At 42.8% G+C, this 25,648-nt stretch carries 24 protein-coding genes and 1 riboswitch; of the genes, 15 read left to right on the top strand and 9 right to left on the bottom strand.

All coding sequences use genetic code 11. The annotated features are described in order from the left end of the window. The first annotated feature begins 535 nt into the window (after window positions 1-535). The 3 genes from ftsE (at window position 536) to ACFSCZ_RS13100 (ending at window position 3,560) form a co-directional block, all read left to right on the top strand. Window positions 536-1,222 carry a cell division ATP-binding protein FtsE gene (gene ftsE, locus ACFSCZ_RS13110; RefSeq protein ID WP_380774425.1) on the top strand — a complete coding sequence of 229 codons (687 nt, stop codon included), beginning with the start codon at window positions 536-538 and terminating at the stop codon, window positions 1,220-1,222. Further along, on the top strand, window positions 1,212-2,096 hold the full coding sequence (ftsX, locus tag ACFSCZ_RS13105; RefSeq protein WP_380774423.1) for a permease-like cell division protein FtsX: 885 nt from the start codon (window positions 1,212-1,214) through the stop codon (window positions 2,094-2,096). Before ftsE ends, ftsX begins: the two co-directional genes overlap by 11 nt. A 78-nt stretch (window positions 2,097-2,174) precedes the next feature. Next, window positions 2,175-3,560 carry a murein hydrolase activator EnvC family protein gene (locus ACFSCZ_RS13100; protein ID WP_380774421.1) on the top strand — a complete coding sequence of 462 codons (1,386 nt, stop codon included), beginning with the start codon at window positions 2,175-2,177 and terminating at the stop codon, window positions 3,558-3,560. 553 nt (window positions 3,561-4,113) lie between these two features. On the opposite strand, the gene ACFSCZ_RS13095 is transcribed toward ACFSCZ_RS13100, so the two are convergent. Further along, window positions 4,114-4,365: a Rieske 2Fe-2S domain-containing protein gene (locus tag ACFSCZ_RS13095; protein ID WP_465270189.1), complete on the bottom strand. Its 252-nt coding sequence runs from the start codon at window positions 4,363-4,365 to the stop codon at window positions 4,114-4,116. A gap of 327 nt (window positions 4,366-4,692) precedes the next feature. Here ACFSCZ_RS13095 and cls point away from each other — a divergent pair, with 327 nt between their 5' ends. From cls to ACFSCZ_RS13075, 4 genes are all read left to right on the top strand, one after another. After that, window positions 4,693-6,147 (top strand): cardiolipin synthase, encoded by a 1,455-nt coding sequence (cls, locus tag ACFSCZ_RS13090; protein WP_380774418.1) that lies wholly within the window; start codon window positions 4,693-4,695, stop codon window positions 6,145-6,147. Window positions 6,148-6,169: 22 nt separating this feature from the next. Further along, complete coding sequence (locus ACFSCZ_RS13085; protein ID WP_380774416.1) at window positions 6,170-6,772, top strand: hypothetical protein; 603 nt, start codon at window positions 6,170-6,172, stop codon at window positions 6,770-6,772. After that, window positions 6,769-7,362: a peroxiredoxin family protein gene (locus tag ACFSCZ_RS13080; RefSeq protein ID WP_380774414.1), complete on the top strand. Its 594-nt coding sequence runs from the start codon at window positions 6,769-6,771 to the stop codon at window positions 7,360-7,362. Before ACFSCZ_RS13085 ends, ACFSCZ_RS13080 begins: the two co-directional genes overlap by 4 nt. A 99-nt stretch (window positions 7,363-7,461) precedes the next feature. Further along, a riboswitch (SAM riboswitch) is annotated at window positions 7,462-7,568 on the top strand. 141 nt (window positions 7,569-7,709) lie between these two features. Continuing rightward, window positions 7,710-9,008, top strand: a complete 1,299-nt coding sequence (locus ACFSCZ_RS13075; RefSeq protein WP_380774413.1) for an O-acetylhomoserine aminocarboxypropyltransferase/cysteine synthase family protein — start codon at window positions 7,710-7,712, stop codon at window positions 9,006-9,008. Between the two features lie 175 nt (window positions 9,009-9,183). Here the strand turns inward: ACFSCZ_RS13075 and ACFSCZ_RS13070 are convergent, their stop codons facing one another. Then, window positions 9,184-9,945 (bottom strand): DUF3891 family protein, encoded by a 762-nt coding sequence (locus tag ACFSCZ_RS13070; RefSeq protein ID WP_380774412.1) that lies wholly within the window; start codon window positions 9,943-9,945, stop codon window positions 9,184-9,186. A gap of 450 nt (window positions 9,946-10,395) precedes the next feature. Here ACFSCZ_RS13070 and ACFSCZ_RS13065 point away from each other — a divergent pair, with 450 nt between their 5' ends. Both ACFSCZ_RS13065 and ACFSCZ_RS13060 read left to right on the top strand, forming a co-directional pair. Further along, window positions 10,396-11,826, top strand: coding sequence for a S41 family peptidase (locus ACFSCZ_RS13065; RefSeq protein ID WP_380774411.1), 1,431 nt, complete (start codon window positions 10,396-10,398; stop codon window positions 11,824-11,826). 188 nt (window positions 11,827-12,014) lie between these two features. After that, on the top strand, window positions 12,015-13,208 hold the full coding sequence (locus ACFSCZ_RS13060; protein ID WP_380774410.1) for a PDZ domain-containing protein: 1,194 nt from the start codon (window positions 12,015-12,017) through the stop codon (window positions 13,206-13,208). A gap of 288 nt (window positions 13,209-13,496) precedes the next feature. Here ACFSCZ_RS13060 and ACFSCZ_RS13055 read toward each other — a convergent pair whose 3' ends face one another. Together ACFSCZ_RS13055 and ACFSCZ_RS13050 are read right to left on the bottom strand one after the other, a co-directional pair. Continuing rightward, on the bottom strand, window positions 13,497-15,239 hold the full coding sequence (locus ACFSCZ_RS13055; protein WP_380774409.1) for a hypothetical protein: 1,743 nt from the start codon (window positions 15,237-15,239) through the stop codon (window positions 13,497-13,499). 542 nt (window positions 15,240-15,781) lie between these two features. Next, entirely contained in the window at window positions 15,782-16,126 is a 345-nt protein-coding gene (locus ACFSCZ_RS13050) for a winged helix-turn-helix transcriptional regulator (protein WP_380774446.1), read from the bottom strand. Between the two features lie 141 nt (window positions 16,127-16,267). On the opposite strand from ACFSCZ_RS13050, the gene ACFSCZ_RS13045 reads away from it, so the two are divergent. The 5 genes from ACFSCZ_RS13045 (at window position 16,268) to ACFSCZ_RS13025 (ending at window position 20,525) form a co-directional block, all read left to right on the top strand. Continuing rightward, window positions 16,268-17,113, top strand: coding sequence for a pirin family protein (locus ACFSCZ_RS13045; protein WP_380774407.1), 846 nt, complete (start codon window positions 16,268-16,270; stop codon window positions 17,111-17,113). 55 nt (window positions 17,114-17,168) lie between these two features. Beyond that, a complete protein-coding gene (locus ACFSCZ_RS13040) occupies window positions 17,169-17,735 on the top strand; it encodes an NADPH-dependent FMN reductase (protein ID WP_380774406.1) in 567 nt (188 codons plus the stop codon). Between the two features lie 279 nt (window positions 17,736-18,014). Continuing rightward, window positions 18,015-18,863, top strand: coding sequence for an EcsC family protein (locus ACFSCZ_RS13035; protein WP_380774404.1), 849 nt, complete (start codon window positions 18,015-18,017; stop codon window positions 18,861-18,863). A 119-nt stretch (window positions 18,864-18,982) separates the two neighbouring features. Then, on the top strand, window positions 18,983-19,852 hold the full coding sequence (locus ACFSCZ_RS13030) for a cation diffusion facilitator family transporter (protein WP_380774402.1): 870 nt from the start codon (window positions 18,983-18,985) through the stop codon (window positions 19,850-19,852). Between the two features lie 163 nt (window positions 19,853-20,015). Then, window positions 20,016-20,525 (top strand): hypothetical protein, encoded by a 510-nt coding sequence (locus tag ACFSCZ_RS13025; protein ID WP_380774443.1) that lies wholly within the window; start codon window positions 20,016-20,018, stop codon window positions 20,523-20,525. Window positions 20,526-20,749: 224 nt separating this feature from the next. Here the strand turns inward: ACFSCZ_RS13025 and ACFSCZ_RS13020 are convergent, their stop codons facing one another. The 4 genes from ACFSCZ_RS13020 to ACFSCZ_RS13005 all read right to left on the bottom strand — a co-directional run bounded on the left by ACFSCZ_RS13020 (window position 20,750) and on the right by ACFSCZ_RS13005 (window position 23,752). Further along, on the bottom strand, window positions 20,750-21,796 hold the full coding sequence (locus tag ACFSCZ_RS13020; protein ID WP_380774400.1) for a flavin-containing monooxygenase: 1,047 nt from the start codon (window positions 21,794-21,796) through the stop codon (window positions 20,750-20,752). A gap of 98 nt (window positions 21,797-21,894) precedes the next feature. Beyond that, window positions 21,895-22,311, bottom strand: a complete 417-nt coding sequence (locus ACFSCZ_RS13015; protein ID WP_380774399.1) for a hypothetical protein — start codon at window positions 22,309-22,311, stop codon at window positions 21,895-21,897. Window positions 22,312-22,337: 26 nt separating this feature from the next. Beyond that, window positions 22,338-23,093, bottom strand: coding sequence for an ABC transporter permease (locus tag ACFSCZ_RS13010; protein WP_380774397.1), 756 nt, complete (start codon window positions 23,091-23,093; stop codon window positions 22,338-22,340). Continuing rightward, complete coding sequence (locus tag ACFSCZ_RS13005) at window positions 23,090-23,752, bottom strand: ABC transporter ATP-binding protein (RefSeq protein ID WP_380774396.1); 663 nt, start codon at window positions 23,750-23,752, stop codon at window positions 23,090-23,092. Before ACFSCZ_RS13005 ends, ACFSCZ_RS13010 begins: the two co-directional genes overlap by 4 nt. Before the next feature lie 214 nt (window positions 23,753-23,966). On the opposite strand from ACFSCZ_RS13005, the gene ACFSCZ_RS13000 reads away from it, so the two are divergent. Next, window positions 23,967-24,293 (top strand): four-helix bundle copper-binding protein, encoded by a 327-nt coding sequence (locus ACFSCZ_RS13000; protein ID WP_380774394.1) that lies wholly within the window; start codon window positions 23,967-23,969, stop codon window positions 24,291-24,293. A gap of 310 nt (window positions 24,294-24,603) precedes the next feature. On the opposite strand, the gene ACFSCZ_RS12995 is transcribed toward ACFSCZ_RS13000, so the two are convergent. Then, on the bottom strand, window positions 24,604-25,572 hold the full coding sequence (locus ACFSCZ_RS12995; RefSeq protein WP_380774392.1) for a DUF4003 family protein: 969 nt from the start codon (window positions 25,570-25,572) through the stop codon (window positions 24,604-24,606). Window positions 25,573-25,648 lie beyond the last annotated feature (76 nt).

Here is a 25,648-nt window from a genome sequence, read left to right as displayed (position 1 = left end):
TGATTTTGTATGGAGCAACTTTATCACCGCCATATTTTGTTATTTTTATTTTAACAAATTAAAACGGTGAAAGAACAAATATTATAAATAATTAAAAAGGCTGTCGAGGGTTTCTCGACAGCCTGACAAGCTGAAACAAGCTTGTCTTTTTTTGTTACCTTAACCATGACTTAATACCCACCCTTGCAAATACTCCATTATCTATGTCCTTTTGGCAAATTACACTAAATTATACGTCTGTTTAGGGGATGGATGGATGTTTTGTTACTCCTTGTTTCTGTTTAAATATGTCGAATGTTACTGTAACATGTCATTTTGAAATATAAATGTAACTTAAATAATAAGGTTCCAATGTTATAATGAGTCTGGGTTTGAATTTCGATAGGATTTGACGAGATTTTTCAAAAACCACGGCATATAGAATTGTTCTGGTTTTTGGAGTTATCCACCTGCTTGTCAGGAGGAAATTTTACCCGGTCACAGGACGGATTTTTACATAGGAAATGCTGAACTTCATAAGAGTAAGGTGGTTTATATGATTGAAATGAAGGATGTCAGCAAGAAATATCCCAACGGGGTAATTGCTGCAAATGGTTTAAACATCCTCATTAATCAAGGTGAGTTTGTTTATGTAGTTGGTCCCAGCGGTGCTGGTAAAACAACTTTTATTAAAATGGTGTACCGGGAAGAAAAGCCTACATCAGGGAAGATTGTCGTAAATGGAGTAGATTTATCAAAACTTAAGAACAAAGAAGTTCCAATGTTAAGAAGAAATGTAGGAGTTGTGTTTCAGGATTTCAAGCTTCTTCCAACCCTGACAGTCTTTGAAAATGTTGCTTTTGCACTGGAAGTTATAGAGCAGCATCCGAGCGAAATTAAAAAAAGGGTGATGGAAGTTTTGGCTTTGGTAGGGTTGAAACATAAAGTCCGTATGCTCCCTTCGGAGTTGTCCGGCGGTGAGCAGCAGCGCGTCTCCATTGCCAGATCGATTGTCAATAAGCCGAAAGTTGTCATTGCGGACGAGCCTACAGGAAACTTGGATCCCGAAACATCTTGGGAAATCATGAATTTGCTCGAAGAGATCAATATGCAAGGGACAACGATCATTATGGCAACACACAATCGCGAGATCGTCAACACGATCAAACATCGGGTTATAGCGATGGAAAATGGGATGGTTGTCCGCGATGAACAGCAGGGGGAATATGGGTATGAAAGCTAGGACGTTTCGGCGCCACCTGGGAGAGAGCTTCAAAAGTCTGCGCCGTAATGGATGGATGACCTTTGCCTCTGCAAGTGCCGTCACGGTTACATTGCTTTTGGTCGGTGTGTTTTTCGTCATCATGCTGAATATGAATAAATTTGCGACGGATATTGAGAATGATGTCGAAATACGTGTGCACATTGATTTGACTGCAACTAAAGAAGACCAGGATCTATTAAAGGAACAAATCGAAGAAATCAATCAAGTGGAATCTGTTACTTTTTCATCCAAGGAACAGGAACTCGAACATTTGGTTCAGACAATGGGTAATGACTGGGAGTTATACGAACAGGAAAATCCATTGCATGATGTTTTTGTGGTAAAAGCCAAACAGCCGACGGACACACCGTCTATTGCAAAGAAAATTAGTTTGTTAGACTTTGTAGATTCCGCCGTTTACGGCGAGAAAAAAGTTGAAAAATTATTTGATACGCTGAAGACCGGCCGGAACATCGGACTGGTTCTGATTATCGGGCTGTTGTTTACAGCCATGTTCTTAATCTCTAATACGATTAAAATTACCATTTTTGCAAGACGAAAAGAAATAGAGATTATGAAGCTCGTTGGCGCAACCAACTGGTTTATACGCTGGCCTTTCTTGTTTGAAGGCATGTGGCTTGGCTTAATCGGGTCGATTATCCCGATAGCGGCTGTAGCTTCCGGATATTATTACGCTTATGACTTTCTTGCATCGAGAATTCCCAATCAGGTCATTCAGCCGTTGGCATATTCGCCGTTTGTATATCAAATCATCGGATTGTTATTGCTTATCGGAATCATCATCGGTGCCTGGGGAAGCTTTATATCAGTCAGACGCTTTTTGAAAATATAAGATCATTGGTACTTTACCCAATTTAACATTAAATGAAACAATAGAAATTTTTTTGATGGGGAGAAAGGGGAACCACTCGTGAATAGACGTTCGTTACTATCGGCTGCGCTAGCAGGAGTTATTGCTATTGGAGGCACCTTCACTTTTACAGGGGGAGCATCCGCTAATACACTTTCAGACTTAAAAAATCAGCAATCTCAAGTTTCTACTGAACTAGCAAATATTAATAACACCATCGCTGAAAAAGAAAGCCAGCTGGCTTCTTTAACAAGCCAGCTTAACAAGCTTCAAGGAGAAGTAAATGAACTAACCGGCCAAATTAAATCGACCAATTCAAAAATTGAAGAAAAAGAAAAAGAAATAGCAAAAACCAAAGCCGAAATTGAGAAATTGAAAAAAGAAATTGAAGTATTGAAAGAAAAAATTGAAAAAAGAAGCGAACTTCTTAAAGAGAGAGCAAGAAGCATTCAGCAAAACGGAGGTTCCGTTGACTACATGGATGTATTGCTGGGGGCTGAAAGTTTCTCAGACTTTATCGACCGCGTGTCAGCCGTCACTACCATTGTGAGTGCAGACAGAGAAATTATGGAAGAACAGCAGAACGATAAAGATCAGCTGGAGGAAAAACAAGCTCAAGTAGAAAAGAATCTTGCCAGCCTTGAAGATATGAAAAAAGAACTCGTATCTTTAAAAGCGGACCTTGATTCACAAAAGGCCGAAAAAGATGCTGCCATGAAAAATGTTGAATCCGAAAAATCCAGCATTGCCGATGAAAAGAACTCTCTGGAGTCTGAAATCAGTAAGCTGAATGCCAAGCATGCTGAGCTTGCAGGCGCCATCAGCTCTGAGGAAGCACGCATTGCCGAAGAAGCCCGAAAAGCGGAAGAAGCCAGAAAGGCAGCAGCTGCTAAAGCAGCAGCACGTGTTCAAAGTGCACAAAGCACGAACGCTGTTCAAAAATCTTCTTCACCGAAATCAACCACATCTTATTCAGCAGGATCCAGTAAAGCTTCAGCATCTGCCAAGAAGTCTTCTGCTCCTGTAGGAAAGAAACCAGCGGTTTCTTCCGGTATGTTTACCCGTCCGGCAGCCGGGGTCATCACTTCAGGCTATGGACCTCGTTGGGGAACTACGCATAGAGGATTGGATATTGCAGCAGGAAAAGGAACGCCAATCGTAGCCGCTGCAAGCGGAAGAGTAGAAGTTTCTACATATGGTTCACCAGGAAACTGGGGCGGATACGGAAATGTCATTGTCATTAACCACGGAAATGGGTATAAAACATTGTACGGTCATTTGAATTCACGCTCTGTATCAGTTGGTTCAAAAGTATCCAAAGGCCAAGTCATTGGTGGAATGGGTAATACAGGTGACGTTTATTCCAGAACAGGTGACGGAACTCACCTTCACTTTGAAATTTGGAAAAATGGAGTTCGTGTAAACCCGGCTCCATATATCAGATAATATGTATTGGATGAGGAAAGGGGGCTGCCTGATGTGGGGCCCTCTTTTTCTTGTATTCTTTCTTATTGTAAGAATAACTGTTTTCCCCGTATGGTAACTACGTGGATGAATGTAGAGGCATTTCTCGATACTAATTTGTCATTTTTATAAATGATCACTGGAGAAATACTCAAGTACCCGTTTTATATGTTATGCCAAAAACGGCCGGTGGAGGAATTCTCGAGTGCTCTGTTTCTATGTATTTGCCAAAAGTGGTCACTGGAGGAGTTCCCGGGTTTTTGTTTTTACAAATAGCGGTCATTGGAGGAATTCTCGAGTGCCCGTTTCCTAAGTTTTTACAAAAAACGGTCACTCGAGGTGGCCTTGAGTTTAATTTACCGAGCCGTCCTCAAGTCCAAGTATGCGAGCATGCCTCGAAAACTCCTTCTACTATATACAGCACCAAGTCACTGGAGGAAATTCTTTTCTCTCACTTCGTATGATCTGCCTTCAGCTCAAGCTCTTTTGCGCTCAGCTGAAAGTGCATACACAGGAGCGTTTTTTTCAATAACCATCAGATTTTCTTTTTTAAATCTTCATCCGCCGGTCCTTTTATGACACTTCCGTCTCCCTTAAATCTGGAGCCGTGACATGGACAGTCCCACGTATGTGTTTCTTCGTTCCAATCTACTTCGCAGCCTTCGTGGGTACATGTCAGATCAACATAATGTATATTGCCGCTCCTGTCTTTATATGCCCCGGCTTTTTCTCCCTCCACCTCTATTTTCGTTGCCTCGTTCATCTCCAGTCTCATGACGTTGTGAATTTCCTGATTCATGCCGATCATCCTTTCCGAATATTGAATTCACATCTTGTAGTTTTCCATACCTGATTGATCCGGAGAATAAACATCCATCGCACTGAGGATGTTACACAGTCGTCATTAGAGATCTTGCCTTCCATCATATTTGCCTGAATAGCTGGCGTATAATCAGGCCATGGATGAAATAGGATGGATTAGAGAAGGCGGGCAGGGATATCATTTCTATTCACCCCTCTGCCTGATACGGCTTAATATATTCAGATCACGTAATATGGTAAAATAAATGAAAGCTTTTGTCTTTCGAGTGAATTGAGCTGCGAGGTTGAGACAATGACAATTACTGCAATATCAACTGCATTAGTTAGTATGATCATGTTATTAAATATTGTGCTGGCCGGCTTCGTGGTTTTTTTAGAGAGAAGAGATGCCAGTGCTACTTGGGCATGGCTGCTGGTCTTATTTTTTGTTCCGGTGGTGGGATTCCTCCTCTACCTGATCTTTGGACAAAACTTGAGCAGGAAAAAAATTTTTGAATGGAAAGATGAAAAGAAAATTGGGCTCATTGATATTACCGAAACCCAGATCAATCTGCTTCGAAGCGGGGATTTCCCCTTTCATGACAATAAGACCGCCCAGTATAAAGATTTAATTTACATGCTTCTTGTCAATGACAGCGCGGTGTTGACGCAAGACAATCATGTGGATGTATTTACAGATGGGAAGGAAAAATTCCATTCACTCATTACTGATATAAGCGATGCAAAAGATCACATTCATCTCCTGTATTATATTATCCGCAATGATAATTTAGGGAGAGATTTATTGAGTGTCCTTACTGAAAAAGCCCGGCAAGGTGTTGAGGTGCGTGTACTGTATGATGCCATGGGCTCGAGGCGGCTGCCCAGAAAATTTTTTCGCCCATTAATTGAAGCAGGAGGAAAAGTCAGTGCGTTTTTTCCTGCCATCCTCCCAAAGCTGAATTTACAGGTGAATTACCGGAACCATAGAAAACTGGTCATCATTGACGGGAAAGTTGGATATATCGGAGGTTTCAACATTGGAGATGAATATCTGGGGTTGAATCAAAAATTTGGATATTGGCGGGATACCCATCTCAAAATATCCGGGAAAGCAGTATTTGCCATGCAGACCCGGTTTATTCTTGATTGGAATCAAGCTTCCAGCAGTAAAATCAGTTACGAAAACCGGCTGTTTCCTGAAGTTCCGCCCATAGGTGATACAGATGTTCAAATTGTTTCAAGCGGGCCGGATTCCGAATGGGAGCAGATTAAATATGGGTATATTAAATTAATCAATTCAGCGAAAAAGTATATTTTGATTCAAACGCCGTATTTTATCCCTGATGCCAGTGTACTCGACGCGTTGAAGATTGCTGTATTATCGGGTGTAGAAGTCCGCTTGATGATACCAAATAAACCGGACCACCCCTTTGTTTACTGGGCAACCTATTCCAATATTGGGGATTTGCTGAAAATCGGTGCGAAAATTTATATATATGAAAATGGCTTTATTCATGCAAAAACAATGGTTGCCGACGGGAAAATTGCCAGTGTTGGAACAGCTAACATTGATGTCCGGAGTTTTCGCCTGAACTTTGAAATTAATGCGTTCTTATATGACCAGATTCTTGTAGAAGAACTGGTGGAGATATTTAAGAAAGACGTGTCCTTATCGAGAGAACTGACATACGGAGAATATTTAGTCAGGCCCAAAATCATTCGTTTTAAAGAATCTATCTCACGCTTGCTCTCTCCTATTTTATAAATATCAGAAAGTGGTAATCAAATTGAATTGGTATACGATCGGATCTCTATCCTTTCCTGCTTCATGGGTGGCTGTTGTGGCAGCCTTTATTCTTACTTATGCGCATATAAGGTGGTATTTTACAAAAGAAACTGCTGAGCGGTACAGCAATGCTTTTTTTATCTTCATACTCATCTGGAAGCTCAGCGTCATTCTTTTCCAATGGGAGTTGGTTAAGCGGCAGCCGCTGTCTGTTGTTTATTTTGATGGCGGTTTGAAGGGGTTTGTGTTAGGGACTGCTGCTGCACTCATCTACTTGCTAAAAACAAATAAATACAGGGCTTTTCATGCAGAGGGATGGATAGTCTTGATTACCGTATATGAGCTTGTCTTCTATTTATTCAATCAAGAGCATATATTGCTTCCAGGGATTCAACTGATCGGAAATCTCCTGGCAATTGTATGGATAAGGAAAAAATCAGGGAACGTGGCCGAGAGTTATCAAATTCTTGTACTGTTTACTGCTTTTCAAGCTTTCATGTATTCTTTGAAAGGCGACCTTCTATCCGTACCAGTGATCACATACACAGCTGTCACACTGCTTCTGGTCGTAACAGCCTGGAAAGGGAGGAAAAAAAACCAATGAGCAAGAAAATATTTGGCTTGGCACTACTTGTACTTCTAGTTGCGATTGTGGCTGTCAATATTGTGCAGGATGTCCGTGAAAATGCTGATACAAAAGCAGCGCAAGAGGAATTTTACTCACAAGCGGATACGATGGAACAGGTGAGTGAAGGGTTAAAAGAGGGGGATCTGCCGCCCGATTTTACACTTGAAACACTGGACGGAGAAACAGTTTCCCTTTCAGATTATAAAGGAAAAAAGGTGATTTTAAATTTCTGGGCTTCCTGGTGTCCGCCATGTAAGGCGGAAATGCCGCATTTGCAAAACTATTACGAAACAAAAGCGGAGCAGGAAAATGTGGAAATTTTGGCTGTCAATCTGACAAACGCCGAACGCGGCGGGGATGTCAGGAAAAAGGTAGAAAATTTTATTGCAGAATTTGGACTGACGTTCCCTGTTCCTCTGGATAAGAATGGAGAAATTGGGGATACTTATCAGGCTTTTACGATTCCCACTACTTACATGATTGATGCCAATGGAGTGATCCACACGAAAATTATTGGCCCGATGGATGAGGAAACCATTCAGGGAATGGTAGCGGATATGGAATAGAACCGATTTTTATATTTTTGTTGACAGTCACCGGAGCATTGGTATATAGTAATAGGCAAGAGCTCAACAGAGCACAGATAACTAAATGAATAAGCAACACTCTTATCAAGAGCGGCGGAGGGATTAGGCCCTATGATGCCCGGCAACCTTCAGGTTTCTGAAAAGGTGCTAATTCCTACAAGTCTTTAAGACTTGGCAGATAAGGGGAGGAATCGAAATAGCGGCCCTCTTCTTATACAGAAGAGGGCTTTTAGTTTTTCCCCTTCCAAGATGGCAGGATCAATAAACGGCTGTAAGAATTACCTGGTTTTCCGATGGATTTATTCAAATTTGAGGAGGAAGAAAAAATGGCACAAGACAAACAATATCAGCAAGAAACGGTTTTATTGCATGGGGGACAACAACCTGACGAAACAGGTGCACGTGCAGTCCCGGTGTACAGAACAACCTCTTACGTATTTAAGGACACAGAACATGCCAGAAAATTATTTGCTCTGGAAGAATCCGGAAATATTTATACACGTATTATGAACCCGACTGTGGATGTATTTGAAAAAAGAATAGCAGAACTTGAGGGTGGAACAGCGGCTGTGGCCCTTTCATCCGGAATGGCTGCCATTGCTTTTTCAATTTTAAATATTGCACGTGCAGGCGATGAAATCATTGCTGCGACGGACCTGTATGGAGGTACATACAATTTGTTCTCCATATCACTTCCGAAGTATGGCATCAATGTGAAATTTGTTGATCCGAAAGATCCGGAGAACTTCCGCAAAGCGATCACACCGAAAACTAAAGCCATCTATGGAGAGACGATCGGAAATCCGAGCCTCCATGTGTTGGATATAGAAGCGGTCGCTGCGATCGCACACGAAAATAACATTCCATTAATTGTCGATAATACGTTTGGTCCATACATTTCCAAACCGATCGAGCATGGTGCGGATATTGTCGTTCATTCTGCGACCAAATGGATCGGCGGACACGGAACAGCCATTGGAGGTATCGCGGTGGATGCCGGCAGATTTGACTGGAACAACGACAAATTCCCTGACTTCGTTGAGCCGGACCGCAGTTACCATGGCATCCGCTACGGTGTTGATGTGCCAAATGCAGCCTTTGCAACAAAACTTCGCGTACAGCTTCTTCGTGACTTTGGTCCGTGCCTAAGTCCGGACAACGCGTTCCTATTGATTCAAGGGCTGGAAACTTTGCACGTTCGTATTGAAAAACATATTGAAAATGCAAAAGCCATTGCAGATTTCTTGCAAAATCATGATGCAGTAGAGTGGGTCTCTTATCCCGGCCTTGAAAGCCATCCTTCCTATGAACTTGCACAAAAGTACTTTCCCAAAGGCCCTGGTGCGATTGTAAACTTTGGAATCAAAGGCGGAAGAGAAGCCGGCAAAAAAGTGATCGACAGTATTCAACTCTGGTCTCACGTGGCCAACGTTGGAGATGCAAAATCCCTGATTATTCATCCGGCAACCACAACACATCAGCAGCTCAGTCCTGAAGAACTCAAAGATACGGGAGTTACCGAAGAACTGATCAGATTGGCAGTAGGGCTTGAGTCTATTGAAGATATCAAAGCTGACCTGAAACAGGCTATTGAAAAAGCGGTGGAAGCCGTCGAACAAAAATAAATCACGAGGCTGATAGCCGGTGTGCAATTGCACGCCGGTTTTTCTTGTGTAATTTTTCATTGAAAAGCGGCCATCTGATATGACTGGAAATACCTGGACAGTTCACTTCAATAAGACAACTCCTTATGGGCAGGGCCATTGGCTGCTTTAAGTGCAGTCATCTATTCTCCGACATTCACTCCGCAAAGGGAATCCATTGAATATAAATTTCTTGTATAGGGGCTGCCATGTAGCTTTCTATTAATCCTTTTTGGGCGATATCTGATTTAGACACTACTTTTTGCTCTACACTCACCGTAAATGCCTGCTCAAATGGAAATTCATCAACGGCTAAGGTGTTTTCGTCCATCCAATGGAGATCGAGCTTCTCCTGTTGAAAACCATGAAGAGCCGGGGACAAGGGGATGCCATTCCTGTAAAAAGGGTGCTCATTTTTGCCTGGTTCATTCAGGCATAAAAACAGGGACAGGTTATCAAATAGCTTCAAAAGTCCGAAATGAAAATGAAATAAATTCCGATCGCTGTCCGGCAAGGAATTAAACCATTTTCTTTGTCGTATCTCTTCTTTTTTTACGAAATCCTGAGCTTCCTCCGAGTTCTCCATCTCCATAAAGTGAGTGTAATGCTTGCTGCACAAAAGCGCGGCATACAGATTTTCCCTGGCAATTTCATCGATTCCATATCTGTAAATCAGCGTCTTTAACGGCATGGGAAAATCCATAAATGTATACGGCGCTTGCTGCTGATCATTCCAGATCGGCGTTTTGTCTGCCGACTTCCAACCACAATCATGCTGGTGGACTGCATAGAACACTGACTCCTGTTTGTCGCCCCTCCAAAGACTTTCTTTCCAATAGTGCAGAAGTTTTCCGGAAACATCTCCATGATGGTGCTGCTCAATCATCACAAAATCTTTTTCCCGCTCTCGAACAATCATGGCATAACCGCCTTTCATTTTTTAAACATGTATAGAAAACACGAAATACACAGGCAATTTATTCAGACCTGCTCCACCAAATCAAACAGTGGGGTCATCCTATAAACTTCTTAGCAAAGGGATGATCATTCTTACTTCTTTTTTCAATGGTTTTGTCTAGCGTAAGCTCAATGCGTTCCTTCGTAACATTTTTCAGAGGAAGGCAGGGTCATCTCATCGAAAACGGCATGGAGCATATGAAAAATGCTTCTCATGATGTCGCTAAATTTCCCTGAATGCCTAAAAAGACTGCCTCTACAGGCCGTCTAATTTGCCCGCACTGATGATTACTTCCACATTTCTTTTCAAAATCGATGTTGTTCATATCGTAACATGAATCTGAAAATTCTTCATAACTTGTCCTCCCCTGGCATAGTTTGAAATAAGGGTAACCGGTTGAGGGGGAAGTCGATGAAAAAGAAATGGCTGGCATTAATAGTCGCCTCCTCTTTATTATTAGGGGCTGGCGGAACCTATGCAGGAATGAAATGGAAAGAATCCAGAAAAGAAGAAAGTCTGATTGAAAGCAGTCCGCGACAAACAATGGCTTCTGATGGCCTTGAAAAGGTTGACCAGGTTTTCCAGTTGATTCAAAAGTCTTACGTGGAGAAAGTTGGCGGTGAGGAGCTGATACAGGGGGCAATCCAGGGGATGGTCCGGACGCTGAATGATCCGTATTCTGTCTATATGGATGCAGAGACGGCGGAACAATTTAATGACAGCCTGGATTCATCATTTGATGGAATCGGAGCACAGGTAACGATTGAAGAAGGAAAACTGATCATAGTCGCTCCTATTAAAAATACACCAGCAGAAAAAGCAGGTCTAAAACCGAAGGATCAAATTTTAAAAATTGACGGAGAATCCGTAGAGGGGCTGGATCTCTATGAGGCCACGAGCAAAATTCGCGGCGAAGAAGGCACTGTTGTCACACTGGAAATTCTGAGAAAAGGGGCGACGAAACCATTTCAGGTAGAGATTACACGTGAGGAAGTCCCCATCGTAACGGTTTTTTCCGATATGAAAAAAGATGGGGATAAGCAAGTGGGCTATGTGGAAATTACTTCCTTTGCAGAAGGTACTTCAAGAGAATTTAAAGATCAGCTTGACACATTGGAAAAAGAAAAACTGGACGGGCTGGTCATTGATGTGCGCGGAAACCCCGGCGGGATGCTTTCCAGCGTGGAAGATATCTTGCAACAGCTGGTAACGGGCAAAAAACCCTACGTTCAAATTGAAGAGAGAAGCGGTAAGAAAAACCCTTATTATTCTGCTCTTGAAAAAAGAAAGCCCTATCCGATTACGGTACTGATTGATGAAGGAAGTGCTTCCGCATCGGAAATACTGGCGGGTGCCCTAAATGAAGTGGAAGGGTACCATCTGGTCGGAGTAAAAACTTTTGGAAAAGGAACGGTACAGCAGGCGATTCCGCTTGATGATGGCAGCAACATTAAGCTGACCATGTTTAAATGGCTGACACCCGACGGCCATTGGATTCATGGAAAAGGAATTAAACCGACGATTGAAGTGAAACAGCCGGAATTTTTCCATGCCCCGTCTTTAACGTTGGAAAAAGAACTCACCCGGGACATGAATAATGAAGAAGTCAAAGTTGCCCAAGAATTGTTGACCGGTCTCGGTTATGGTCCTGGAAGAACGGATGGGTATTTTGACGGGCAGACGGAGCGGGCTGTCCGGGCATTCCAGTCGATTGAAAAAGTACCGGTCACAGGGAAGATTGATCAGAAAACAGCTGAAAGGCTGGAAGAAGCGGTTATTAAAGAAATCCAGGACGAGCGGAATGATTTACAGCTACAGGTGGCAATCAAAACCATTAAGTGATAGATCTCGTGAGGCACGATGGATCCTTCCGTGCCTTTTTTAGTTGGCCATATGACCTGCCTTCCTTTATTTGTAAGCCCATCTCTGCGGTCATATGGTGACTTGTTCTTCTGTCTATTTTTACATTCCTACCCAATGGAAACTTTGATAGAATAAAAGATATGAACGTTCCAGAGGGAGGCTCGAAGATGGGACAAGAATGGCTGCTGGAATTGGTGAAAGTGATGGGTAAATTTTTTCTGAATCCCGTTTTGTATTTTACAGTGATACTGGTGATGGCTGCCGGTTTAATTAGAATAAAGAGAGAGCGAAAAGACTTTCATGTTAGAGTAAATGATATTTTTCATGAATTGAAACTGTTGTTTCCTGCAGGGATTTTGGCAGGTGCGATTCTTTCAATTCTCTCCTTTAGTACCGGATTTGTTGTTCCGTTTGAAATGATTGTTTTGATAGGGATCTTTACAATCATACTGGGAGCAGCCGGCAATGGAAGGCTCCTTTCTCCGGCTTGGACAGCAGGCGTTCCATTCCTGCTTGTATATGCAATAGATGCTTTGGAGTTGCAGGTCCCATACATTCATGGTTTGTTTGAGGGCAGTCCTCTGCTGACCAGTCTTCCGATATTGTTGGGAATCCTTCTTTTAACGGAAGGCATCCTGATGCAAAAAGACGGCTTAAAAGATATTTCCCCTAAATTAAGAACCAGTCCACGGGGACTGACAGTTGGCGCTCTCCAAGTGAAAAGAATATGGATGCTGCCCATTTTCTTTTTGTTGCCGGCAGGGCCACTGCCGCCACCCTTTGAATGGTGGCCTGTATTTGATTGGGATAATGCTTCCTATTCCTTTCTGTTCATACCGTTTACGGTGGGGTTCCAAAATCAGGTGCAAAGCTGTCTCCCAAGCCAGGCAGTAGAAAGGATGGCAAGGAAGGTCAAGCTATTGGGAATCGTGGTTCTTGGAGGGGCTGCAGCCGGTTTCTTTTATCCGGAATATACTTACCCGATCATTACCGGTATCGCGATTGTGGGCCGTGCCCTGATCTCTTATTTGCATAGAGTCAGGGAAAACAACACATTATACTATTTCACCCCCCGCAACAAAGGACTCATGGTGTTGGATACGATCCCAGGGTCACCTGCAAGCAAAATGGAATTGAAAACAGGGGAAATTATCCAGAGTTGCAATAATATGCCAATTTCAAATAAAGAAGAGCTGTATAAGGCTTTATTGAAAAACCGTGCGTACTGTAAACTGGAAGTCATAGACGTGAATGGAGAAATCCGGTTTGAGCAGTGTGCTCTTTATGAAGGTGATCATCATGAACTCGGGATTCTTTCTGTGGAAAAACGCAAAAAGCGGGAGCCTGGTGAGGCGATGTAAATGGATGAATACTCCGTAACAATCGATTCATGATTTGTTCCGGAGTTATTTTTTGGTTTGGACAAAATAATCATGTAGTGGACCCAAGATATAAGCGGTCAGGTGGACTCCTGCAGGAGAAAGAAAAAGGTACAGGAGCATCTCCCCTTCCATAATGAAGCCGGCTGACTGCCCATATATAGCTTATCGTTTGAGTGTCATCAATCTCAGAACAGATAAAAGCTCCCCCAAAGGCAACAGATTTTACCTTCAGGGGAGTTTATCATCCTTTAACAAAACTTTACAGTTTTATTTTTTCAACAACCCTACAAAAGATTCGTAGGCCGTTACTGCTTGTTGATAGTAATCTACGAGTTTATCCCAAACAGTAGACGGGGCAGCCTCATCAGCTGATTCTTGTACAGCACTGGCTTCAACATTTGGTTCTTCATTTGTATCCTGGACATTAGCGGCCTCATCGGCTGATTCGTGGGTAACACTCGCCTCGATTAGAGGTTCTTCATCCACAATATTTGCACTTAGACCTAAAGCAGTACTTTGGACATTAGCCGTTTTATTGTCAGGATCTTGGACGGCAGCCGTTTCATTGGCTGAGTCTTCGGCATCAGCCGTATCATCAGATGTCATTGGGCCAGATACCGGTTCTTGTTCGGTGTAAGTATCCGGAGTATCTGCTGCTGGTTCGTTTTCGGGTGCTTGTCCATCTGTTTCATTGCCTTCATCCGGCAAAACAACACCGAAATGGTCTTCTATCAGCGTATCATAGTGTCCGATTAAATTGTCGAATGTTTGATACAGGGACATATAGACTGTTTCTTGTTCTTCTGATACAATAGTACTATCGCTGGAAGGGTCAGTTGACGTATGTTCCTCATCGATCATATCGTCAGCTGGCCTTTCTGTGTCTTCAGACCCGTTTTCCGTATCATCAACTGGTTCGTCCTGTTCTACAGCTTCTTCTTCACCTGATTCAGCATCAGCAGGCGGAGTCTGCTCATCTGTATCATCTACAGGCTGTTCATCTTCATTACCTTCATCCGCTGGTGGAGTCTGCTCATCTTCACCGTCGCCAGGCTGTTCCTCAGCATCTCCTTCGTCCGCAGGCGGAGTCTGCTCATCTGTATCATCTACAGGCTGTTCATCTTCATTACCTTCATCCGCTGGTGGAGTCTGCTCATCTTCACCGTCGCCAGGCTGTTCCTCAGCATCTCCTTCGTCCGCAGGCGGAGTCTGCTCATCTTCACCGTCACCAGGCTGTTCTTCAGCATCTCCTTCATCCGCAGGCGGAGTCTGCTCATCTTCACCGTCGCCAGGCTGTTCTTCAGCATCTCCTTCATCCGCAGGCGGAGTCTGCTCATCTTCACCGTCACCAGGCTGTTCTTCAGCATCTCCTTCATCCGCAGGCGGAGTCTGCTCATCTTCACCGTCACCAGGCTGTTCTTCAGCATCTCCTTCATCCGCAGGCGGAGTCTGCTCATCTTCACCATCGCCAGGCTGTTCTTCAGCATCTCCTTCATCCGCAGGCGGAGTCTGCTCATCTTCACCGTCGCCAGGCTGTTCTTCAGCATCTCCTTCATCCGCAGGCGGAATCTGCTCATCTGTATCATCTACAGGCTGTTCATCTTCATTACCTTCATCCGCTGGTGGAGTCTGCTCATCTTCACCATCGCCAGGCTGTTCTTCAGCATCTCCTTCATCCGCAGGCGGAGTCTGCTCATCTTCACCGTCGCCAGGCTGTTCCTCATTGTTATCTCCTTCAGGTGCTTCCTTTTCAACTTTTCCGTCTTCATTCCAATTTTTGCTCGCTGCAGCTCTCATGATTTTACCTTTTTCAGGAGATCCGGGAATACTCCTCGCCAAAGTTGAAACCTGTTGTCCGTGGTTTTTAAATGTAGGTTCCTGATCTTGTTCATCTGCGAACGCCGGTCCACCAACAGCGAAAAGAGAAGCTGTTATCATTGAAGTAGACATTACATAAGGAAATAATTTTTTTGTGGTTTCACTTCTTTTTTGAGTTCTTTTTTTAACCAAATTACTAGCCCCTTTCGAATTTAGTAAAGACTTCGTTAAATGGTTGCCTTTTAATCGAATGTACTTGCTTCTCTCCTTTCTCTCAGTATAATAAAATTGGTATATCCAAGACAGGTGGAACTCCCCACCTAATTTCAGTATTATAATGGAAAATAATGACAACCTTCTAACAGCACGATAACAAAATATAAAGAATAGATTACAAAATTTTACAAAATTCGAAAGCGAACAATCTCTCTCGTGTAATTAGAATGGGAAAAAACCGCTTTTGCCGGCAATGATCGATCTAAGCCGTATCTATTTAACGGGACCTTTTCTTAAACATAACGTGCGGCTAATAAGATATAAATAGAAAAATATAACATAATGTTAAGGGGGAATTATGAGAGAGGGACAAGGGGATATTTTTCAAAAAGCAGTCATCAGGTGAACTCTTCGGGCTGCAAGCAAATGAACGCCCGGCTGTCATCTTCACAAACAATCACCCTAAATAACAAAGCCGGATTCCTTAAAAAAAGATGAAGGAATCCGGCTTTTTGTTTTTAATAGGAAGAGACTTTTGACCTTCTTTCTTTCATATGTTTGGCATGAGCACTACCCCATTCATGCATGACATTGAGTACGGGCTCCAGACTTTTTCCGTATTCCGTAATGGAATATTCTACTTTGGGAGGGACTTGCGGATAAACGACTCTTTGTACAATATCCTCATCTTCCAGCTCTCTCAATTGTTTGGTCAGCATTTTCTGGGTGATTTCCGGCATTAATCTCTTCAATTCACTAAATCTTAAAGTGCCTTCGTGGAAGAGATGATATAAAATGACGGGTTTCCATTTGCCTACCAGTATATTTAAGGCTTCATTTACTTTGCAAATTTCGGTTTTCATTCCCACGAAATTCCTCCTTAATCAAAGTATCCTTGGGGATACTATGGCACTTTAAAGTGCGTACTTCCTTTTGTCACCTGTTTATTACATAATAACACATGTGAATACTTATTTCATGTCCAGTTCTGGAAAGGGGGGTTCATGATCAGCAGAAATCAAGTTTTCTCCAGAGGAATCAGAAGCGTTCGTCCCGTGGAATACCGGGAAAACTCACCGAACCATCAAGCGGGTTTTGTTATAGAACCTGGTAATTGGGAGGTTGCGGATCCATTTCTCATTATGGCGGAAGACTTTTTTAAGCGGGGGACGTTTGGCATGCACCCTCACCGCGGAATCGAAACCGTTACGTTTGTGGTCAATGGGCGGCTTGAACACATAGATAATAAGGGAAATCAGGAAGAGCTTATGGCTGGTGATGTCCAATGGATGACTGCAGGGAGGGGCATTATCCATGCGGAAGAACCGGCGGTTGGCGAAACTGTTCATTCCCTGCAGCTGTGGATTAATCTTCCAAGTGACAAAAAAATGACGGAACCGCGTTATCAAAATTTGCGCGGGAAGGACATGCCTGTCCGTCAAGAGGATGGGGCGACTGTTCGGATTTTCTCAGGTTCATCATATGGGAAAAAAGCCGATACAAAAAATTATGTGCCGGTAACAATGGTCGACATTACCCTTGAACCCGGGCGAAGTATTACCCAGGATTTACCCGGTGAGTATAACGGGTTTCTCTATATATTAAAGGGGAGCGGCATCTTCGGAAGCAGTAAAACGGAAGGAAGGAAAGGTCAGGTTCTTTGGCTTGAACGTGGAAAAGATGCTCAAATGAGTGAAGTCCTGATCCGCGCCGATGAAGAATTGCATGTCATGTTGTATGCAGGGAAGCCTGTCAATGAAAAGATTGCAGCCCGCGGACCTTTCGTGATGAACTCCGAGGAAGAAATCGCACAAGCCTATAAAGATTATAGAGAGGGAAAGTTTACCTGATTTTTCCCCCTATAAAATAAACAACAAGATCAACATAAAGAGGAGATGTAGGAAATTGGCTATTCAAGTAAAAGCAATCATTGGAAGTACAAGCACAAACTCATTTAACTTAAAAGTTGTTGAATTTATGAAGAACCGCTACGCGGATCAACTGGAGATCACTCCGGTCTTTGTCAATGACCTTGAACTGTATTCCGTTGATATAGAAAACAATCCATCAAAAAATGTTCAATACTTCAAAGAAGAAATCAAAGATTCCGATGCTGTATTGTTCGCTGTACCGGAGTATAACTACTCCATCCCGGGTGCACTGAAAAATGCACTTGACTGGCTCTCACGCGGCGGTGACTTGCCGCTTCAAGGCAAACCGGGCTTCATCGTTGGAGCTTCTATGGGAGTTTTGGGAACTGTACGTGCACAAATCCAGTTGAGAGAAATCCTTTCTAACCCTAGTTTGGCACCTGTTCTGCTTCCGAACAATGAAGTTTACATCGGCTCCATTCATGAAAAAATAAACGAGGCTGGCGAAATTACAGATGAAGGAACAGTTGCTTTCCTTGATCAGGTCGTGCAAAATTTTGTTGAGTTTTATAACAAAAATAATGCTGCTGCTCATGTGTAATGCATGTCTATAGAAAGAAATGGACCAGTTTTTAACAGCTGGTCCATTTTTTTATTTCATGGAAGTACAAATCATATAGTCAGCAGGTCGCCGTGAAGGCAGTAGTCCGTCGGAATAGTTGTTTAAATGATTGGTATGGGTTGAAAAAGGGAAAATAAAATATTACAGGCCGCAGGAAGTTTCGCTTGGATTGTATAAAGAAACCAATGGCCATGTACAACCGTATGAGTAAGCAAGGAGTTTATTAAAAAAAATATATAAAGGAAGGACTCGACTCATATGATGGAAACCGCGGAACAACTGCAGTTGGAGCTGAAAAAGAGCCAGGAATGGGAAAAGGATCAAAAAAAATCACCTGTTTGGGATAAAATTGGGCGCCTGCCGTTTAAAATTCTGGACAAACTCACCCCTGATTTTCTTCATAAGAAAATAGGAGTGATTTTGGACGAACTTGGGAATTATATTCAATCAGGTGGAAGGTATTTAAGTTCGATGTCCTCATTACAATCATATTATCCGAATAACTCCATTGAAACTCTGCAGGATCTTGAAATTATGACGATTAAAGAAATGGATGAGGCGGTGGATAGACTCGTAAAAAACCGAAAGAGGCTGGCGACTGTTCAAGGGGCCAGCACCGGGTTCGGCGGATTGCTTACCTTAACCATTGATATTCCATTTTTGTTGGGACTTCAATTAAAGACTTTACAGGATATTGCCATGTGCTATGGATATGACCCCAATGACAAAGAGGAGAGGCTGTTCATTGTAAAAGTACTTCAATTCGTTTCATCGGACATAGTAGGTAAGAAAGAAATCTTAGAGCAATTGTCTGTCATGAATGCAAAAGATGATGATGCTCATAGAAATATCATGTCCGAATTGCAGGGATGGCGCGAGGTTGTTATTACTTATCGCGATCAATTCGGATGGAAAAAGATGTTTCAAATGGTCCCGGTTGCTGGTCTTGTCTTCGGTGCATTGATTAATCGCTCGGCAATTGAAGATCTGTCAGAAGCCGGTATGATGCTTTATCGAAAAAGACGGATCAGCGAGCGGCTCGCTCTGATAAAGCAAATAGAGCAGAAAGAAGAACATGGTAAATCGACGGTACCTGAGGAATTTTGACCTTGGCAAACACTCTTTCCTCCCCCTTACAATACAGGCTGCTTCCAACAAGGTTGCTGTAGACCCACTTGCATTCGGTTGTTATGATAGAATGTACTGAGCTTCGTGGAGGGACATGAATGGAACAATCAAGAGCCAAAGAACTGAAAATGGGGGAGCGCGGAGCCATTCTCAGCATTGCTGCTTATATCGTTTTATCAGCGGTAAAGCTCGTTATTGCTGATTTATCTGATTCAACTGCATTAAAAGCTGACGGCTTGAATAATGCTACGGACATTGTGGCATCAATTGCTGTCTTGATCGGACTGAGATTATCCCAAAAACCAGCTGATCACAATCATCCGTACGGTCATTGGAAAGCCGAAACCATTGCAGCGATGATCGCCTCATTCATTATGATGGTTGTAGGCCTGCAAGTACTGTATGATGCAGTTATTTCTGTTTTCGAGTCCAATCAGCAATCTCCTGATTTAATCTCCGCCTGGACGGCAATATTTTCTGCAGGCATTATGTATTTGGTGTTCAGATATAATAACAGGCTTGGAAAGAAAATTAACAGTCAGGCTGTAACAGCAGCTGCAAAGGATAACTTATCAGATGCTCTGGTAAGTGTGGGAACAGCGATTGGAATTATTGGTTCCCAATTCGGCTTGCCTTGGCTGGACCCCGTCACGGCGCTTGTCGTCGGATTGCTCATTTGTAAAACAGCGTGGGGAATATTCAGGGATGCCTCTATGGATTTGACGGATGGATACGATGAAGAGAAGTTGGCTTCATATAAAGAGTCAATTTTGGAAATCCCGGGAGTAAAGGGGATTAAAGATATCCGCGCCAGAAGGTATGGCAGTAATTCTGTTGTCGACGTGGTAATCCTTGTCAATTCTAAATTGGGTATCCAGGCTGCACATCAAATTTCCGATCGTGTGGAGAATGTTTTAATGGATGAGCACCAAGTCATCGATGTGCATGTGCATGTGGAACCTAATTAGACCGGTCAAAAGCTCCAGCAGGGGCTTTTTTATTTTACATACAATAGACTGGGAGGATTCTGTGTTACACTGGGCTTAGTAGCGTGTAGCTTGGTTTTTTTTGAATGAAAAGGAGAGATGAACGTTGGCAAAAAAAGATCTGAGATTTCTTTGTTATCCATATATGCGTGAGTCAGCATCCACAGTCGATTTTGAAATTAGAACGGATTCGCTGACAACTCGAATCGGACTGGCAGCCTCTTTAACGGAAGATATCGAGGAAGTGCATGAAGATCTCATGTATTTACTTCCCATGGTTTACCACTTAAATGGATCGGTACGTGGCAAGCTTGCGATTTCAGAAGAAGATGTTAACCGATTGAGTGATATGTACGATTTTTATGTGGCAGAAGTAAAAGACGAGATTGAAAAGTTTGTTTTGCCGCAAGGGAAAACAGCTGCATGTGTACTCCATACATGCAGGAGTGAAGCGAAGAAGTCTGTCCGCGCTCTTCATCAGGTCAGTCTGGAACAAGAAGTTCCCAAAATCCTTTTTGACTACACTCATTTGTTGGCAAATGTCCTGTTCGTGATGGCTGTTTACGTCAATAAATGTTATGGCATCAAGGAAATAGAGTTTGTCAGTCAATCTTATCCTGTCAGGAAAAGAAAAAGCAAGAAAGTTGAGAGCTGACTCATGATACTGGTGGAAGCCGGGACGCCAGGGAAAGAATAAAAAGTTAATACTGCATAAGAGGCAGACTCCTGCCGGAGTACAGGCCTCGGTGAGACCCGCAGTGTGGCAGTACTCAACAGCCGCCCGCGTAAAAAGAATATATAACTTTTCGGAGCGGCTGATATTCACTTACCGGCATTTGTACAGTTTTTCTATACTAAACCTCTTTCGTCCCGGCTCATTTACTGCCGAAGCCGCTCAATGATTTGGCTGGCAATATATTTTGCATCCTCACCGACGCCCTGTAATAAAGCAGATCCTCGGCGGTACTGCCAAGGAAGGCCTATAAAAAATAATCCGTCAATGTTGGTTTGTCCCCGATGATGCAAGACTTTTCCTTCTATATTTAGTACTCCCTGGACTTGCAGCCAGGGATATTCCGTCCGGAATCCCGTTGCCCAAATGATATTGTTTACTTCCAATACAGATCGATCTTCACAAATTACCTGCTTCTTCCGGGCGCCGATGACTTTACGAATGACTGCTACTTTTTTTTGCCTGATCGCCTGTTTTAATTCAAAACCAAAAATGGGATCCCCCTTCTTTTGAATCAGTTTTCCAAGGAATGAATGGCTGCTTGCCTGTAGGATTCCCAATTGGTCAAACCACCAAAAAATACTCCTTTGCCCTATGCGTAAAGGCAGGTAATGGAGTGACTTACTTATAGCTAAATACGTTTCGCGTTCTTTGGATAGTTCTACTGCTATCTGTGCTCCGCTATTGCCGCCCCCGACCACTAATACGTTTCCTTCGGCCAATTGACCAGGATTTTTATATCGGGATGAATGAAGCTGGTTTACGGAAGCAGCAAGTTCTTGTGACCATGGAGGGGTATTTGGTGTCTGAAAAGGGCCTGTGGCTATAACCACATTTTTGGATCTGTATTCATTTCGGTTCGTTCTGATGATAAAAACTTCACCGTCTTTTACTATTTGAATAACTTCCTCGTTTAATTGGATCGGCAAATTAAAGGTTTCTCCATAAGCCTGCAAATAAACGGCAATTTCATCTTTCGAAGGGAAACCATGTTCCTCTCCTTCCAACTTAAGACCCGGCAGAGAGCTATACTTTCGGGGAGTAAATAAAACTAATGAGTCATATCGATTCTTCCACTGTTTGCCGATTTCCTTGGCCTTATCGATGAGTAAAAAATTTTGCCCTGTTTTCTGTAAATAATACCCAACAGCTAAACCCGCTTGACCGGCGCCAATAATAATGGTTTCGTACATCTTTATCCCTCGCATTAATATGTTTATATGTTCATATAGTCATATTAATGCAAATGTATGATAAGCACAACAAGAAAAAGGCCATCAAACTGTGGCCTTTAAGCAGATTTCCGGATCAGCTCGATCCTGCAGCCTCCCCTGGAATGGTCAGCTTCCAATTTTAAGGAGTGCAGTTTCTTCTTGGCAGTAAAGGTAAATTCACCATCATCGTTTTCATGAAAAGTTTTGCTGAAAAGCAGGGACTTGCTGTCTCTCCATTCCAGGGTCAGGGAGCCTTCCTCCACAGTAACGTTATACCTGACGGATACCGTTTCATCTTTCTTCACGCGGAAATAGTAATAGTTAAATCCGTGAAATTTTTTATAAGAGACCTTTAACTTGTTGCCAAAATGTTTATATACATAATGTATTTTCTTTACAAACCTCGGCTTGCCGTATTTAAAGAGGAGATATAGGATACCTCCAAAAATGGAAAGCTGGACTGCGGCGGCCAGCACAATGAAGACTTTCTCCATATGATACGCTCTCCTCGCCATGTTATTTATTTTTTCAGAGACAGCAGCTGCATCCGGTCATTGAAAATAGACGGGTAAGAGAGGAATCCGAGCATGACGCTGGAGACGGCAGCTGTTGTCAATAACAGAAAGACAATCAGCAGTTGAAACATAACAGCTTGGATCGGGTCTGCACCCGCAATAATCTGCCCGCTCATCATTCCCGGTAATTGAACAAGTCCCATCGTTTTTTGGCTTTCTATTGTTGGAATCATACTTGCTTTAATGGAAGAAATTAATTGCCTGTGCACCGCCTGTTTAGGGGTTCCGCCAAGCGATAAAATTAACTCCATCTGATCTTCATGAGCTTCAATTTCAGCTGTGAACCGATTTAAAAATAAGATTGACAAAACCATAGCATTTCCGATAACCATACCGCTGATCGGTATGACATATTGAGCAGTGGGCGGTGTAATGTTCAGTCCGATTAAAATTCCTTGGGTAAGAATTTCAATAAATATAATAGTGATAGCTACTTTCCAGGTAATTCCTTGAATGAACAGCCCTTTTTTTCGGACATTTTCAACCGCTGCTCCGATCATCAGTAAGACCATTAGCAATACATAAATCATATGTTTGGAATCAAATACGAATTTTAAAATATAACCGACGATTAACAGTTGGATGATGGATCGTACCGTTGCAATGATGGTATCTTTCTCCAACCCCAGCTTGAGCGTCTTTGATAAGATCAGAGGGATGAGGACGAATACCAGTGTTAATGCCAAAGCTGTAAAACTCATGACAATCCCCCCTCCACAAAGCGCCTGACTTCTTCTGTTTTCGGTGACTCGAGCAGGCTGCTTTCTCCAGTTTCTACAACTCTGCCGCCCATCATGACCCACGTATAATGTCCGATCGTACGTGCCTGTTCCAAGTTGTGTGTAATCCAGATCATTGTCACATGGTAACGTTTATTGATGTTGACAATCAGCTGTTCTATTTCCCTGGAAGAGGTCTGATCCAGCGAAGCGGTGATTTCATCCAGCAATAAAATACGAGGGCTGTTGACCAATGTCCTGGCAATCGATACTTTTTGTCTCTGTCCACCGGAGAGGTCTTTGCTGTCCCTATGTAAAAATGAATCTTCCAACCCGACATCCTCCAAAAAAGAGGCTGCTTCCTGTTCTGACAGCTGTTTTCCGGCAAGTTCCAAAGGAAGGGATAAATTTTGGTATACACTGCCTTTGACCATCGGGGCATTTTGTAAGGCGATCCCCACTTCACGCCTCAAATCAATAGGGTTTACCTTATGAATCGGTTTGTCATGAACAAAAATCTTTCCGGCCGCAGGGGAAAGCAAACCATTGCATAGCTTGAGCAGAGTTGTTTTTCCGGCCCCGGAAGGCCCGGCCAATGTCGTGATTTTACCATCAGGAAAGGATCCGGTCACGTCTTTCAAAATTGTTGTCCCGCCAATTGAGTAATCAACACCGCTGAAATGAATAGCGGGTTTGTATTGAAATTCAGTTGAAATGGCTGATGCACTTCCTTTGTGAAAAATTCTTATTGCTCACTGACCATTATTATACAAAAGAGGGTAGCTGACTTCCATGTTGTTTAGATCAAATAATGGCAGGGAACATGAATCATATCCGGATAAAGGAGGTCATCTCATGAATGCAGTTTATGAAGAGTGTATACAGGCATGTCTGGAGTGCATGGAGGCATGCAATCATTGCTTTGATGCCTGTTTGCAGGAAACAGATGTACACATGATGACAGAATGCATCCGTTTGGATCGGGAGTGTGCCGATATCTGTGCATTTACTGCAAAAGCGATTCAGGCCAACAGTCCGTTTGCGGAAGATATTTGTAATCTTTGCGCAGAGGTTTGCGAGGCCTGCAGTAATGAATGCAGAAAACATAATCATGACCATTGCCAAAAATGTGCAGAGGCCTGCCTGAAGTGTGCAGAAATCTGCAGAAACATGTCAGCCTAAAACAGTCTGTTTTGTACAGGCTGTTTCTCCATGCTGTCACCTGGGGAATACCCCGTATCGGGGACCGATAGCCCCCAGATATATATAAAGCAGAGTCTCCTTGCAACCTCTCATGTATCCGCAATATATCCACACCCGAATTCAAAAAAAATAAAAGGAAGCATGACACAAACGAAGGATCATAACGTGCGAGAAAAAGGTAAATACAAGCCTTTCCTGGAAAAGAGAGTGCTGATCACACAAGCTGAATCGTCATCAGTGCAATAAACATTGACCTAAAATAGATAAATTCCTCTTACACAGAGAGCCCTTAATCCCCGGATCCGCTAGTTGAGGCGGAAGCTGTGATTGCTGCTGTAACGGCAGCCTGCTGTGCCTGCAAGATCGTTTCGATGGTTGTGTTTAGGCTCGTTTCAATGAGAGACGAGTTTTCTAAGCGGTCTTTTACGAAAAAACTTGCAGCAAGCGTGGTATTTAAATCTTTTTGCCATTTAAATGGTTTGGTCTGATTTAGTTGTTCATAGATCCAGGCTACATGCTTCATATCCAATTCCGAAGGAGGAATCATGGCGAGCATGCCCATGATAGGATAAAACAGGGTTTTTTGTTTTATTCCAGCTTCTTTGAAGGAATCAAATACTTGAATCGTTCGATTGATTAGAACGTCCGGATGATTTTCTTCATCCAACGTTAAAATATGACTCAGCATTTGCAGATGGTTTCCTTTTTGGAAACCGAAGCGATTCAGATGTTCATAGAATCGTTCATTCCGTTCGATGACATTTCCGGGACCTTTCGAAGCGAGCAGCACGGCCAGCGGGTAATCTTCGGCTGAGGTTATTATCCGGTGTTCCTTTTTCATCCCATCATAAATCTGTTTTGCTTTCTGAATGGCAGGGCGGTATGTGTCAGGTTCTGAACCTGTTTGCTTCATTAGGACGGCTGCAGCGATATACGTAAAAATACTTCTCTGAAACTTTGCATCAATCAGGTCATCATAGGCACTAAAAAATACGGGAATCATCGTTTCGGGTTGATCGAAACTGACATCGAGCATTGCGGCCGTAATATATCTGGATTCCGAACGGATCAGAGAAAAAAGGCCGGCCTGCTTTTTTATGCTTTCTGCCAGATTCCAATACCGGCTTATATCAAAAGGTTTTTCGTTCATCGCATAAAACGAAGCTGCTGTCATAACAAATTTTGGATCCGATACCCATTTCATTTTCTTACGCATGATCTCATATGTTTCCAAATATACCGTTAATCGATGTTGCATAAGAATGGCTCCTTTTCATTCATGTTATCTAGTCATACGGATCAGATGGCTCTATTGTTTCATTTAATTCAATAAA

Origin of the sequence: Siminovitchia sediminis, from assembly GCF_042680885.1 — a bacterium.
GTDB lineage: Bacteria > Bacillota > Bacilli > Bacillales > Bacillaceae_C > Siminovitchia > Siminovitchia sediminis.
This window is presented reverse-complemented; position numbering and strand designations above follow the sequence as displayed.

Excerpts from the sequence above, each read along its gene's own strand:
- ftsE (WP_380774425.1), top strand. The coding sequence starts at position 536 with ATGATTGAAATGAAGGATGTCAGCAAGAAATATCCCAACGGGGTAATT.
- ftsX (WP_380774423.1), top strand. The coding sequence starts at position 1,212 with ATGAAAGCTAGGACGTTTCGGCGCCACCTGGGAGAGAGCTTCAAAAGT.
- cls (WP_380774418.1), top strand. The coding sequence starts at position 4,693 with ATGACAATTACTGCAATATCAACTGCATTAGTTAGTATGATCATGTTA.
- ACFSCZ_RS13080 (WP_380774414.1), top strand. The coding sequence starts at position 6,769 with ATGAGCAAGAAAATATTTGGCTTGGCACTACTTGTACTTCTAGTTGCG.
- ACFSCZ_RS13075 (WP_380774413.1), top strand. The coding sequence starts at position 7,710 with ATGGCACAAGACAAACAATATCAGCAAGAAACGGTTTTATTGCATGGG.
- ACFSCZ_RS13070 (WP_380774412.1), bottom strand. The coding sequence starts at position 9,945 with ATGATTGTTCGAGAGCGGGAAAAAGATTTTGTGATGATTGAGCAGCAC.
- ACFSCZ_RS13065 (WP_380774411.1), top strand. The coding sequence starts at position 10,396 with ATGAAAAAGAAATGGCTGGCATTAATAGTCGCCTCCTCTTTATTATTA.
- ACFSCZ_RS13060 (WP_380774410.1), top strand. The coding sequence starts at position 12,015 with ATGGGACAAGAATGGCTGCTGGAATTGGTGAAAGTGATGGGTAAATTT.
- ACFSCZ_RS13050 (WP_380774446.1), bottom strand. The coding sequence starts at position 16,126 with ATGAAAACCGAAATTTGCAAAGTAAATGAAGCCTTAAATATACTGGTA.
- ACFSCZ_RS13045 (WP_380774407.1), top strand. The coding sequence starts at position 16,268 with ATGATCAGCAGAAATCAAGTTTTCTCCAGAGGAATCAGAAGCGTTCGT.
- ACFSCZ_RS13035 (WP_380774404.1), top strand. The coding sequence starts at position 18,015 with ATGATGGAAACCGCGGAACAACTGCAGTTGGAGCTGAAAAAGAGCCAG.
- ACFSCZ_RS13030 (WP_380774402.1), top strand. The coding sequence starts at position 18,983 with ATGGAACAATCAAGAGCCAAAGAACTGAAAATGGGGGAGCGCGGAGCC.
- ACFSCZ_RS13025 (WP_380774443.1), top strand. The coding sequence starts at position 20,016 with ATGCGTGAGTCAGCATCCACAGTCGATTTTGAAATTAGAACGGATTCG.
- ACFSCZ_RS13020 (WP_380774400.1), bottom strand. The coding sequence starts at position 21,796 with ATGTACGAAACCATTATTATTGGCGCCGGTCAAGCGGGTTTAGCTGTT.
- ACFSCZ_RS13015 (WP_380774399.1), bottom strand. The coding sequence starts at position 22,311 with ATGGAGAAAGTCTTCATTGTGCTGGCCGCCGCAGTCCAGCTTTCCATT.
- ACFSCZ_RS13010 (WP_380774397.1), bottom strand. The coding sequence starts at position 23,093 with ATGAGTTTTACAGCTTTGGCATTAACACTGGTATTCGTCCTCATCCCT.
- ACFSCZ_RS13000 (WP_380774394.1), top strand. The coding sequence starts at position 23,967 with ATGAATGCAGTTTATGAAGAGTGTATACAGGCATGTCTGGAGTGCATG.
- ACFSCZ_RS12995 (WP_380774392.1), bottom strand. The coding sequence starts at position 25,572 with ATGCAACATCGATTAACGGTATATTTGGAAACATATGAGATCATGCGT.